Below are 12,457 nucleotides of genomic sequence, written 5' to 3'. Positions count from 1 at the left end.
TCGATCTGATTTCCCAATCGCTCTCCTCGCGCACCGTGAAGAATGGGCCCACCAGGACTCGAACCTGGGACCAACCGGTTATGAGCCGGTCGCTCTAACCAGCTGAGCTATAGGCCCGCCGACGGTGTCCGGCGGCTCGGAAGTTCCCGGCACGCAACGGTCCCCGCATAGCGCAGGTCGGAGAGCCCGTCAAAACGTTCGGCTGCGACTCGCCGGCCGGAAGCTCATTCGTCGGAGAAGTCCCGCAGGCGCTTGCGCCGCGTCGGGTGCCGAAGCTTGCGGATCGCCTTGGCCTCGATCTGGCGGATGCGCTCCCGCGTCACCGCGAGCCGCTGGCCGACCTCCTCGAGGGTGAGGTCCACGCGCTCCCCGATCCCAAACCGCATGCGGAGGACGCGCTCCTCGCGGGGCGAGAGCGTCGCCAGCATCTGCTCGGTGTGACGGCGCAGATGCACCGCCTCGACGGCGTCGCTCGGCGACACCGCGCGCGGATCGGCGATCAGGTCGCCGAGCAGGCCGTCGCCATCGTCGCCGACCGGCGTCTCGAGCGAGATCGGCTCCTGGACGATCCGCACCACTCGCTGCACGCGCTCGAGGGGCAGCGCCAAGCGCGCCGCGAGCTCGTCCTCGCTCGGCTCGCGCCCGGTCTCCTGCACGAGCTCGCGCCGCGCGCGGACGACGCGGTTCATGGCTTCGACCATGTGGACCGGCACGCGGATGGTACGGGCCTGGTCGGCGATCGCGCGGTTGATCGCCTGGCGGATCCACCACGTCGCGTACGTCGAGAAGCGGTAGCCCCGACGGTAGTCGAACTTCTCGACCGCGCGCATGAGGCCGATGTTGCCCTCCTGGACGAGATCGAGGAGCGGGAGACCACGCTGCATGTAGCGCTTGGCGAGGCTCACGACGAGGCGCAGGTTCGCCTCGATGAGCTGCGTCTTCGCGAGCTCGGCGCGGCGCTCGCCGTCGCGGATGATGGCGACCGCGCGGGCGAGATCGACCGCGCTCACCTGCGCACCGCGCTCGATCGTGCGGAGCTCGAGCAGCGTCGACCGGACCTCGCTTCCGAGCCCGACCGCGTCGCCGCCGCTGACCCGATGGCGGCCGAAGAAGCGCTCGGCGTCGCGCGCCGACGGCGCGCGGTTGCGGCGCGGCCGCGCGGGATCGACGGCGGCGGCGAACCGTACGAGCTCACGGACCGTGACCTCGAATCGTTCCTCCCAGCGACGGAGCACGTTCTGGCAGCGCGTCGCAGCCGCGGCCGCCGACCGGATCGAGCCGACGATCGCCGCGAAGTGACGCCGTCCGAGCCCGAGCGCCTTCATGGCGGCGACGCGATCGGCGTCGGTGCGGGCGCCGCGCTCGCGCGCCGGGCGCGTCGTCAGGCGCTGGATGCGCGCCACGCCCGTCGCGAAGCGCGCCGCCCGCTCGAGCGCGACCGCCTCGTCCTCCGGGTCCTCGTCGCCGTCCCCGACGACGTCGGCGAGCGCGACCTCGCCCGCCTCGATACGGCTTGCTAGATCGAGCACATAGGCGAGCGCGAGGGGCGACGCGTAGGCCTCGTTCCGCACCTGCTCGCTCGCCTCCTCGATGCGGCGGGCGAGTTCCACCTCGCCCTCGCGGCCGAGCAGCGGAATGCGCCCCATCTCGTCGAAATAGCGCCGCACCGGATCCGCCGACGCCGCCGGGTGCGCGGCGCCGCGGGATTCCTCGATCTCCGCCGCCTCCTCTTCCTGTTCCCGCGCGACCGCGATCGGCTCCACGCCGAGATCGTCGTCGCCGCCCTCGGAGCCCGCCGCCGCCGCGTCGTCGACGAGCCGGATGTCGAGCGCGCCGAGCAGCGTCATCACGTCGTCGACCTCTTCGGGCGTGACCGCGTCGGCCGGAAGCAGGCGGTTCACCTCGTCGAGCGTGACGAAGCCCTTGCCCTTCCCGAGCTGGATGATGTGCTGGACTTCCTTGAACGTTCGCACTTCCACGAGGGAACCTATGCTCGCTCGTTCGTTTCGTTCTGGCGGAGCGCGAGCAACTGGCGCTGCCCCTCCGCAACCGCGTCGAGATTGCCGAGTGCTTCGGCTTCGCGAATTCGTCGCAACACGCGCAACCGTTCCCGTTCCCGCGCACGATGACGAAGCTTCGCCAAGCAGTCAACGACTATCTGCCGCCGCACCGGATCTTCGTCGTGCGCCGCGAGCATGCGACCGGTGACGCGCGCCGCGGTCGCGTCGTCGAGACGTCCGAGCACCGTCGCGGGATCGAGCGGCGCGCCCTCGCGCGCCGCCGCGACGAGGTCGACCGCGAGCGCACGCCACGGTCCTTCGTCGAAATCGTCGAGCGCGCCCTCGCGATCGACCATCGCGACCGCCTCCGGATCGTGCAGCATCGACGTCACGAGCAGCTCTTCGGCGTCCGCGGAGAGTCCGAGCGGTCGAACGTGCGCCGGAGCGGCGCTCCCCGGCCCGGAGGCGGCCGGCGCGGGACGCGCCTTCGCGAAGGCCGCCTCGACGATCGCGCGCAGCTCGTTCTCCGGCATGCGCAGGCGATCAGCCGCCTGGCGGATCATCATCTCGGCGACGAGCGGGTCCGTGATCTTGCGGAGCCACGTCGCCACCTGCTGCGCGACGGCGCCACGCTCGGTCACCGTGCTCTCGGGACGCACCGCACGATGCAGATAGAAGTCGAGGAGCGGGGTCGCGTTCGCGACGAGGGCCGTCATCGCATCGGTCCCCTCGCGCCGCACGAAGGTGTCCGGGTCGTCGCCGGCGGGAAGGAACGCGCCGTAACCGACGAGACCCGCCTCGAGAAACGTCGCGAGGCTCTTCTCCGCGGCGCGCGCCCCGGCATCGTCGCCGTCGAAGCAGACGACGATGTCGCGGGTGAAGCGGCGCAGCACGCGCAACTGGTCGACCGTGAGCGCCGTCCCGAGCGAGGCGACCACGTGGCCGACCCCGGCCTCCGCGAGCGCGAGCACGTCGAAATAGCCCTCGACGACGATGGCCCGCCCTTCCTTGCGGATCGGGTCACGGGCGCTGGAGAGCCCATAGAGGTGGTGCCCCTTTCTATAGAGAGGGGTCTCGGGAGAGTTCAGGTATTTCGGCAGCTTGGCGTCGGCGCTCAGCGTTCCTGGCACGCTCCGGCTGCCGAACCCCACCACCCGGCCGGCCGAATCGGTGATCGGGAACATGAGCCGGCCCCGGAAACGGTCGAAGTGACCGGCGCCGCCGCGGCGCTCGTTCACGAGGCCGAGCTCCTGGGCGAGCGCGAGCGGCCGGCCGCCGCTCCCGAGCTCCGGATCGCTCGAGGCCGCGTCACGGAGCCGCCGCGCGAGCACCTCGCCGCCGGCCGGCGCGTAGCCGAGCACGAAGCGGTCGGCCGTCGCCCGACTGATCCCGCGCTCGGCGAGATACGCGCGCGCCGCCTCCGCCTCGGCGGTGTCCCAGAGATGGCGTTGGAAGAAACGCGCGGTCTTCTCGTTCAGGCGGGAGAGCGCCTCACGCCGGCGGATCGCCGGGTCGTCGTCGCCGCGCTCGGGGAGCTCGATGCCGTAGCGGCGGGCCAAACGCTCGACGACCTCCGGGAAAGTCGCGCTCTCCAACTTCATGAGGAAGGTGAAGACGTTGCCGCCCGCGCCGCAGCCGAAGCAGTGGAAGATGCCGCGCTCGTCGTTCACCGTGAACGACGGCGTCTTCTCGGCGTGGAACGGGCAGAGGCCGACCTGATTGCGTCCGACGCGCTTCAGGCCGACGTGCGCGCCCACGACCTCGACGATGCCGGCGCGGTCGCGGATCTCGACGAGCGTCGACTCTGGAATGCGGCCGCGCACGTCAGACTCCCTCCGCCGCGGGCGACGGCGACGACTGCGGCAGCGGGTCCGGGAGGTGGCGCGGCGGCGGCGCCGCGTGCCCGTCGTCGGTGATCTCGAGGATCGGCTGCATCAGCACCGAGTCGGCGCAGGCCCGCTCGATCGCGTCGGGCGGCGTGATCGCGCGCACGACGATCACCCCGAGCGTGAGCACCGCGGCGCCCTTCGCCGCACCGAACACGACACCGCCGAGACGATCGAGCGGCGAGAGCAGCACGAGACCGAGGAGGCGTTGCACCAGGAGACCGGCGAGCTTCGCCGCCAGCGCGACCGCGAGGAAGATCCCGAGGAACGCGAGCGCGGGACGTGCGATCTCCGGCACTTCGGGCGGCAGCATCGCGACGCCGTCCGGATAGTACACGCCGGCGGCGGCGACGCCACCGACCAGGCCGATCAGCGCGAAGACCTCGCGTGAAAACCCGCGCCAGAATCCGCGCAGCGCGAAGAGCGCCAGAACAACCGCGAGGACCACATCGATCCGACTCACCGGAACCCTCGCCCTACTTCGTCACCCGCCTCCCGCGCCTCCCCACCCCGCGACCATCGTTCCCGACCACGACCGCGACACCGACGGCGTCGCGCTGCCCGGCGGCGGGGCCGCGTCACGCGCGTCGCCCCGCCGCCGCTCCATCTCATCTCACTTCACTGCGCGCTGTCGTGCTTCGTACGACTCGCCCGCCGCAGCGCTCGCTTCTTGGCGGCCAGCGCCTTCTTCTTCTTCTTCACGCTGGGCTTCTCGTAGTGCTCACGCTTCCGCAGCTCGGCGAGGATTCCGGCCTTCTCGCACTGCTTCTTGAAGCGCCGAATCGCGCTCTCGATGGGCTCGCTATCCTTGACCCTTACTCCGGGCATGCAATATTTCACCCCCCTCCGGTACGACGTGGAGTGGTTCCGTGCGCTGATGCGTGGATGGAACGCTGGTCCCTCGATACGTGATGCTGCAGGGAGCCGGGTACCTTAGACGAAAACGGGGGGGAGTCAAGAAAATCCGTGCGCACACGTCCTAGCGCGAGCACGCCCTCGCCTCGTTCCGCCGCCGGAAACGGCGGCACCGAAAGCTTCACGCTTCCCAACGGCCTCCACGTCATCGTCCGTGAGGACCACTTCGCCTCGGTCGTCGCGCTGCAGGCGTGGGTGAAGGTCGGCGCGGCCGACGAGGAGGAACCGGAAGCCGGCGTCGCGCACGTGCACGAGCACATGCTCTTCAAGGGCACGCAGCGGCGAGGCGTCGGACAGATCGCGGCCGAGGTCGAGTCGTCGGGCGGCAACATCAACGCGTTCACGACCGCCGATCACACCGTCTACCACCTCGTGCTCGCCGGCCGGCACTTCGCGACCGGCCTCGACATCCTCGCCGACGCGCTCCGCAACTCCGCCTTCGACGCGACCGAGCTCGCCCGCGAGCTCAAGGTCGTCATGGAGGAGTGGAAGCGCTCGGAGGACATGCCGGTCGCACGCGGCTACACCGAGCTCTTCCGGCGCGCGTTCACGGCCCATCCGTACGGGCGTCCGGTCATCGGCTGGAAGAAGACGATCGAAGCGCTCGATCGCCCGAAGGTGCTCTCGTTCTTTCACCGCTGGTACGTGCCGAACAACATCGTGCTGATCGTCGTCGGCGACGTGAGCCCCGCGCTCGTCCGCGAGCAGGTGACGAAGGCCTTCGCCGATTGGGAGGCCGCGGCGCTTCCCGTCCGGCAGCGCCCGACCGAGCCGCCGCAGCGCGCGCTCGTCCGCACCGCGATCACCATGCCGGTGCAGGAGCACCATCTCCTCCTCGGCTTTCGCGTACCCTCCGGGCACGACCGCGACGCGGTGCCGCTCGACCTCCTGTCGTACGTCCTCGCCGGCGGCGAGAGCACGCGCCTCGTCACGCTGCTCGAAGCGCAGAAGGAGCTCGTCAACTCGATCTCCGCGTTCGCGTACACTCCGCAGGACCCTGGCGTCTTCGTGCTCCTGGCCTCGCTCGAACGCGCCAAGATCGCCGCCGCGACGACCGAGCTGCTCACGGCGCTCGCGCGCACGCGCACCGAGCTGGTGAGCCGCGCCGAGATGGCACGCGCGCGCGGCAACCTCGAGAGCGAGTTCGTCTACCGCAAGGAAACGATGCAGGGGCAGGCGCGGCTCCTCGGCTACTCGCAGTGCGTCTTCGAAGATCCGGGCTACGAGACGCGCTATCTCGCCGAGCTCGCGGCCGCGACCCGCGAGGACGTGCAACGCGTCGCCACGGCCTACCTCCGTCCCGAGAACATGGTCGCCGTGCTGGTCGGTCCCGACGCCGCCCGGCATCTGCCGAAGGCCGAGCAGATGACGGCACCGCTCGCCGCGCCACCGCCGGTCTCCCCGCGGCGCGCGCGCACCGCCCGCCGGCCGACGGTCCACGCGCGCACGCTCGGAAACGGCGTTCGCCTGGTCGTGAAGGAGCACCACGCCACGCCGCTCGTGGCGCTCCGCGCCGTCACTCTCGGCGGCCTCCTCTTCGAGCGGCCGGAGAACAACGGCATCAACAACTTTCTGGCCGGCCTCCTGACGCGCGGCAGCCGCCATCACTCGCGGGAGAGCCTCGGCCGCGCCGTGGAATCCCTCGCCGCCAGCATCGACGGCTTCTCGGGCCGGAACTCCTTCGGCCTGCGCGGCCAGTTCATGGCCCGCACCGTCGAGGAAGGCACCGACCTCTTCCTCGAGGTGCTGCGCCATCCGACCTTTCCGCCCGACGAGATCGAGAAGCGGCGGCGCGAGCTCTTGATCGCCCTCTCGCATCGCGACGACGATCCGGCGTCGCGCGCGATCGAGCTCTTCTACGCGACCCACTTCCCGCACCATCCGTACGGCATGACGACGCTCGGCGAGCGCACGCCGCTCAGGTCGTTCACGCGGAGTCAGCTCGCGGCGTACTACAAGCGCCTCCTCGCGCCCGCACGGCTCGTGGTGTCGGCCGTCGGCGACCTCGACGCGCCGTGGATGCTCGACCGCCTGGAGGCGGCCCTCGGGGATCTTCCGCTCGTGCGCCCGCTCGTGCGCCCGCTGCCGACGCCGCCGAATCCGCGTATCCAGCGCGTGACCCGGCAGCTCGACCGCCAGCAAGCGCACTTCGTGCTCGGCATGCGCGGCGGCCGCATCACCGACTCCGATCGCGCCGTGTTGAAGACGCTCGAAGCGATCCTCTCGCGTCAGGGCGGCCGGCTCTTCCTTGAGCTCCGCGACCGCCAGGGGCTCGCCTACACCGTTTCGGCGTTCGCCTCGGAAGGCGTCGATCCCGGCGTCTTCGGCATCTATTTCGCCTGCGCGCCCGATGCGATCGAGCGCGCGGTCGCGGGGGTGCTCCACGAGCTGCGCCGGTTGCGCGACGAGCCGGTCTCGGCCGACGAGCTCGGCGAGGCGCGCACGTACCTCCTCGGCAGCTACGAGATCTCGCTGCAGACCAACGCCTCGCAGGGCGATGAGCTCGCCTTCAACGAGGCGTACGGCCTCGGCGTCGAGGGCGGCGAGCGCTACCGCGAGTCGCTGGCACACGTCACGCCGGCGGCCGTCCAGGCGGCGGCGCGCGGCTACCTCACGCTCGACGCCTACACGCTCGCGGTCGTCGGTCCGAAGGGGGCGAAGGCTACGTCTCGAAAAGCCGCGCCAGGTCGGCGAGCCGCTCGGGCCAATCGCTGAAGAGCCCGTCGACGCCGAGGGCGAGAAGCCGCCGCATCTCGCCCGGCTCGTTCACCGTCCACACCCACACATCGAGCCCGCGCGCGTGCGCCTCCTCGACGACGCCCGGGTCGATCCAGCGCCGCCCCGGGATGACCACCTCGCACCGCAACTCGGCGGCGAGCGCCAGGCCGCCGCGCCGCGGGTCGGCGTCGCAGAGGACGCCGAGCCGCGCCCACGGCGCCGCCGCCCGCAGGTTGCGCAGGGCGTCCCAGTGAAAGGACGAGACGACCACCCACTCCGCCGCATCCGCGTGCGCGACGAGCGCGGCGAGCTTCGCTTCGATCGTGCCGACGTCGCGGGCGCTCTTGATCTCCACGTTCAGGAGGACGCGGTCGCGCAGCTGCACGAGGACGTCGGCGAGCCGCGGGATGCGCTCGCCCGCGTAGCAGGGGTCGAACCACCCGCCCGCGTCGAGGCGCGCGAGCTCGTCCCAGGTGCGGTCGCCGACCGGGCCGTGCCCTTCGGTCGTCCGGTCGAGCGTCTCGTCGTGAATGACGACCAGCTCGCCGTCGGCCGTGAGCTGGCAGTCGAGCTCGATCGCCTCGGCCCCGAGCGCGAGCGCCGCCGCGAACGCGGCGTGGGTATTCTCGGGCGCGCGTCCCGACGCCCCCCGGTGCGCGATCGCGAGGAAGGCCATGGCGCGACCGACTAGCGCGATCGGCCGGCGCATGCGAGAGCGTCGGCGTGGCATTGCCGGGCGTCGCATGGCATGAGTCCCGCCGCACATGGCGCGCGCGAAGACGACATCGGCTCCGCGGCCCGCGAGCCGCTCCGCCTGGCTCGAAGCGGCGATCCGCGTTCCGCTCGGTGCGGCCGACCGGGTCGGCCGGCTCCTCGTCGAGGCCGGATCGCAAGGCGTCATCACCGGCGTTCGTGAGCTCGCCCGCGGCGCCCGCCGCCGCACTCACGAGATCGTCCGCGGCTTCTTCCCGAGCCGCGAGCCGGTGCGAGCGCGGCTCGCGGTGCGCGCCGCGCTCGGCCGCGCCCGCGACGTCGGCGTGCGCCGGGCGACCGTCAGCTGGCGCGAGCTCGACGCGAGCCTCTGGGAGATGGATTGGCGGCAGCACTTCCAGCCCGTGCGCGCGGGCCGGCGGCTCGTCGTCGTGCCGCCCTGGGACCGCGACGACCATGGCGGCCGGACGCAGGTCGTCATCCATCCCGGCATGGCGTTCGGCACCGGCCAGCACGCGACGACGCTCGGCTGCCTCGAAGCGCTCGAGCGGCTCGCGAGCCCAGCGCCCGCCCGCGCGCTCGACGTTGGCACCGGCACCGGCGTCCTCGCGATCGCGCTCGCCAAGCTCGGCGTGAAGGAGGTCGCCGCGCTCGACCTCGATCCGCAGGCGATCGCCGCGGCGCGCGGCAACCTGCGCCGGAACGCCCTCAGCAGCCGTGTGAAGCTCGCGTGTGGCGATCTCACGCGGGCCGTGCCCGCACCGCCCGCGGGCCGCGACTTTCCGCTCGTCGTCGCGAACCTCTACGTCGACGCGCTGGTCGCGCTGGCGCCGGCGATCACGTCGCGCACCGCGCCCGGCGGGCACCTCGTGACCTCGGGCGTGCTGCGGAGCCAGCAGGCCCGGGTGCGGGCCGCGTATGCCGCGCCGGCGTGGCGCCTCCGCTCCGCGAAGCGGCATGGCGCATGGGTAACGAGCGTTTTCGAGCGACGCACGCCGACCATCGAGGCCGGCCGCGGCGCGACGCCCAACACTCCGACGCGCGTGCGCCGCGCCGCCGCGAAGGTCTCGGGTCGGCGACCGCCGCGCCGCGCCGCCCGGGCGCGAACCCGCTGATGCCGCGCTTCTTCGTTTCGCAACGCGATGTCGCCGACGGCAAGGCGCGCCTCCAGGGCGGCGAGTTCCGCCACCTCCAGCGCGTGCTCCGACTCCGCGAGGGCGACACGGTCACGCTCTTCGACGATGCCGGTCTCGAGCACGAAGGCGTCATCGTCTCGATGTCGCCGCGGGTCGCAACGGTGCGCATCACCGCGTCGGTCGCGTCGACACGCGAATCGCCACTCGCCGTCACGCTCTACCAAGGCGTGCCGAAGGGCCGGAAGATGGACCTCATCGTCGAGAAGGCGACGGAGCTCGGCGTCGTCGCGATCGTGCCCTTCGTCTCGTCCTTCGGGACCGCGAGCGTCGCCGCCGCGGAGAGTAAGCGCGAGCGCTGGCAACGCATCGCGCTCGCCGCCGCCAAGCAGTCGGGGCGCACGCGGATCCCCGAGGTCGGCGCGACACTCACCTTCCCCGAGGTCGTGAGTGCCGCGGCCGCCATGGATCACGCCCTCCTCTTCTTCGAGAACGCGGGCGCGGCCGCCCTGCCGACGCCGCCCGCCGACGGCCCGCGCGCCGCGGCTGCCGGCGTCCTCGTCGGCCCGGAAGGCGGCTTCAGCAGCGAGGAGGCGTCGCGCGCGTTGAATACCGGACTCGCGCTCTGCGGGCTCGGTCCGCGCATCCTCCGCACCGAAACCGCGGCGATCGTCGCGCTGGCGCTCGTGCAGGCGCGCTTCGGCGACCTCGGCGGCGCCGGCGCGTAGGGAACCTCTGCACAGATGGCTTCCGGCTACGAAGCGCGATCCATCCGCGATCAACGGCGTCGCGGAGCCCTCGGCGTATCGGACAGATACGCAGTCGGGCTCCGCGCCTTGCGCTCGCGGCGGCTCGCGCTTCTCGCTCGGAACCCATCTGTGGAGAGGTTCCCTAGCGCCCGTCGCCTTGTCTGCCACGGGAGCGCGGCATAGCATCCGCGCGCGATGATCGATCCGTTGCCGTGTCCGGCGTGCTCGTTCGCGAACGCGCCGGGCGCCGAGAAATGCGGAAGTTGCGGCGCGGCGCTCGCCGAAACGCCCGAGCGCGTCCATCCCGGGGAGACGCTGCGTGATCCCGACGACCTGACCCTCCCGTCGTCGCCGCTCCTGCGCGCCGTGCTGCGCGGCGAGCCCGACGCCTTCACGAACCCGGCGCCCGCACCGGCGGCCGCGCCTTCCGTGTCCGCCGCCGCAGCTCCGGCCGAGACGTCGTCCGCGACCGCCACGGTTTCGCCGCCGGCCGCAGCCGCGGTCCGCAAGGCGACGGTCGACCAGCTGAGCCCGGGCGCCGGCGAGGCCGCCCTCCTCCGCGAGCTCGCTGAGCGCTTGCACGTCCGCGGCGCCGAGCCGACGGTGCGCTACGCCGGATTCTTCGTCCGCGTCGTCGCGTTCCTCGTCGACGGCGCCCTGCTCGGCGCCTTCGGCCTCCCGCTCGCCGCCGCCGGCTACTGGGGTATGCGCGCCGGCATGCTCGTGCTCGGCCACACGGCGGCGATCGAGGCCGACGAGACGCTCGTCACGCTCCTCGTGCTCGGGTGGTTCGCGATGGCGGTCGTCTACTTCACGGTCCTGCACAGCAGCGGCGGCCAGACGGTCGGCAAGGCGTTCTTCGGCATCGCCGTCCGGACACTCCACATGCGCCGCGTCGGCGTCGTGCGCGCGTTCTTCCGTACGCTCGCCTACGCCTTCTCGTCGAGCTTCTTCGGATTTGGCTTCTTCCTGGTGGCGCTCACCCCGCGCAAGCGCGGTTGGCACGACATCCTCGCCGGTACGTGCGTCGTCCGGCTCGATCCCGAGGAGGCCTCGGCATGAGCGCGAAGCTCCGCATCGGGGTCGTGATGGATCCGCTCCCGACCGTGCATCCGGACAAGGACACCACGTTCGCCCTCATGCTCGAGGCGCAGAAGCGCGGCCACGAGCTCTGGGGCATCCACCACCGCGATCTCTTTTGCGTCGACGCCGACGTACGCGCCATGGGCCGCCGCACGGAGGTGTTCCGTCCGCAAGCTCCGGGCGATCCGCACCACCGCTTCCATCAGTCGGCGCCGCTCGTCCTCGCCGACCTCGACGCCGTCTGGATGCGGACCGACCCGCCCGTCGACGCCGACTACCTTTACGCGACGCACCTCCTCTCGCTCGTCGAGGCGCGCGACGTCTTCGTCATGAACCGCCCCGCCGCCATCCGAGACGCCAACGAGAAGCTCTACGCCTTGAACTTCCCCGACTGCATCCCGCGGACGCTCGTCACCCGCGACGTCGGACGCCTGAAGGACTTCCTCGCCGAGATCGGCGGCGAGATGATCTTGAAGCCCCCGCACGGCTGGGGCGGCCTCGGAATCTTCCACGTCCACGCCGGCGACCGGAACCTGAACGCCATCCTCGAAACCGTCACCGAGAACGGCCGCACCCTCACGATGGCGCAGCAGTACATCAAAGCCGTCCGCGATCTCGGCGACGAGCGCGTCATCATGCTCGACGGCGAACCGCTCGGCGCCATCGCGCGCGTCCCGCGCGAGGACGAGCACCGCTCGAACCTCCACGTCGGCGGCACCGCCCGCAAGGTCGTCCTCGGCGAGCGCGAGCGCCGCATCTGCGCCGAGGTCGGCCCGAAGCTCCGCGCCGCCGGCCTCTACTTCGTCGGCCTCGACATCATCGGCGACTACTTGACCGAGGTGAACGTCACGAGCCCGACCGGCATCCAGGAGATCGACCGCCTCGACGGCGTCTGCCTCGAGACCAAGGTGATCGAGCTCGTCGAGCGGAAGGTCGCGGAGCTGAAGGCGCGACGGCGCTGAGCCGCGAACGGCCGCGCCGTCTCGGTTTTCCGGTCGCGGAACGGCGCGGTCGTCGGCTCGGAGCGAATTGAAAAGGTGGGCGTCGTCTGTTACGGTCCGCCCCCTTGCGAGACGACCGGCTCTCGCGTTCCCACCGAAGCACGGGCAGGTAGCTCAGTCGGTAGAGCAGCAGACTGAAAATCTGCGTGTCGGCGGTTCAATTCCGCCCCTGCCCACTTCCGATTCGTCGTCTTCTTCGTGAGTTGCGCGCGCCGGTAACTCGACGACGTTCTCGCGAGGAGCGGAGGATACGCCCTTCGA

Annotated in this window: 10 protein-coding genes and 2 tRNA genes; 6 read left to right on the top strand and 6 right to left on the bottom strand. The window is 71.6% G+C overall.

Annotated features, from left to right (window positions below):
- Positions 1 to 43 precede the first annotated feature (43 nt).
- The 5 genes from IT293_15170 to IT293_15150 all read right to left on the bottom strand — a co-directional run bounded on the left by IT293_15170 (position 44) and on the right by IT293_15150 (position 4,714).
- Positions 44 to 117, bottom strand: a tRNA-Ile gene (locus tag IT293_15170).
- Between the two features lie 107 nt (positions 118 to 224).
- Complete coding sequence (gene rpoD, locus IT293_15165) at positions 225 to 1,979, bottom strand: RNA polymerase sigma factor RpoD (protein MCC6765996.1); 1,755 nt, start codon at positions 1,977 to 1,979, stop codon at positions 225 to 227.
- 8 nt (positions 1,980 to 1,987) lie between these two features.
- Positions 1,988 to 3,823 carry a DNA primase gene (locus IT293_15160; protein MCC6765995.1) on the bottom strand — a complete coding sequence of 612 codons (1,836 nt, stop codon included), beginning with the start codon at positions 3,821 to 3,823 and terminating at the stop codon, positions 1,988 to 1,990.
- A 1-nt stretch (position 3,824) separates the two neighbouring features.
- Positions 3,825 to 4,349, bottom strand: a complete 525-nt coding sequence (locus IT293_15155) for a CvpA family protein (GenBank protein MCC6765994.1) — start codon at positions 4,347 to 4,349, stop codon at positions 3,825 to 3,827.
- A gap of 155 nt (positions 4,350 to 4,504) precedes the next feature.
- Positions 4,505 to 4,714, bottom strand: coding sequence for a 30S ribosomal protein S21 (locus IT293_15150; protein MCC6765993.1), 210 nt, complete (start codon positions 4,712 to 4,714; stop codon positions 4,505 to 4,507).
- Between the two features lie 138 nt (positions 4,715 to 4,852).
- Between IT293_15150 and IT293_15145 the strand changes: the two genes are divergently transcribed.
- Positions 4,853 to 7,516 (top strand): insulinase family protein, encoded by a 2,664-nt coding sequence (locus IT293_15145; protein MCC6765992.1) that lies wholly within the window; start codon positions 4,853 to 4,855, stop codon positions 7,514 to 7,516.
- On the opposite strand, the gene IT293_15140 is transcribed toward IT293_15145, so the two are convergent.
- Positions 7,464 to 8,195 carry a glycerophosphodiester phosphodiesterase gene (locus IT293_15140; GenBank protein ID MCC6765991.1) on the bottom strand — a complete coding sequence of 244 codons (732 nt, stop codon included), beginning with the start codon at positions 8,193 to 8,195 and terminating at the stop codon, positions 7,464 to 7,466. The genes IT293_15145 and IT293_15140 overlap by 53 nt on opposite strands.
- 88 nt (positions 8,196 to 8,283) lie before the next feature.
- On the opposite strand from IT293_15140, the gene IT293_15135 reads away from it, so the two are divergent.
- The 5 genes from IT293_15135 (at position 8,284) to IT293_15115 (ending at position 12,372) form a co-directional block, all read left to right on the top strand.
- Positions 8,284 to 9,345 (top strand): 50S ribosomal protein L11 methyltransferase, encoded by a 1,062-nt coding sequence (locus tag IT293_15135; GenBank protein ID MCC6765990.1) that lies wholly within the window; start codon positions 8,284 to 8,286, stop codon positions 9,343 to 9,345.
- On the top strand, positions 9,345 to 10,091 hold the full coding sequence (locus tag IT293_15130) for a 16S rRNA (uracil(1498)-N(3))-methyltransferase (protein MCC6765989.1): 747 nt from the start codon (positions 9,345 to 9,347) through the stop codon (positions 10,089 to 10,091). The genes IT293_15135 and IT293_15130 overlap by 1 nt, the downstream gene beginning before the upstream one ends.
- A gap of 216 nt (positions 10,092 to 10,307) precedes the next feature.
- Positions 10,308 to 11,174 (top strand): RDD family protein, encoded by an 867-nt coding sequence (locus tag IT293_15125; protein ID MCC6765988.1) that lies wholly within the window; start codon positions 10,308 to 10,310, stop codon positions 11,172 to 11,174.
- Positions 11,171 to 12,157 (top strand): glutathione synthase, encoded by a 987-nt coding sequence (gene gshB, locus IT293_15120; GenBank protein MCC6765987.1) that lies wholly within the window; start codon positions 11,171 to 11,173, stop codon positions 12,155 to 12,157. Before IT293_15125 ends, gshB begins: the two co-directional genes overlap by 4 nt.
- 142 nt (positions 12,158 to 12,299) lie before the next feature.
- Positions 12,300 to 12,372: transfer RNA gene (locus tag IT293_15115), tRNA-Phe, on the top strand.
- Positions 12,373 to 12,457: the final 85 nt, after the last annotated feature.

This window comes from Deltaproteobacteria bacterium, from assembly GCA_020848745.1.
Classification (GTDB): Bacteria; Desulfobacterota; Binatia; order UTPRO1; family UTPRO1; genus UTPRO1.
This window is presented reverse-complemented; position numbering and strand designations above follow the sequence as displayed.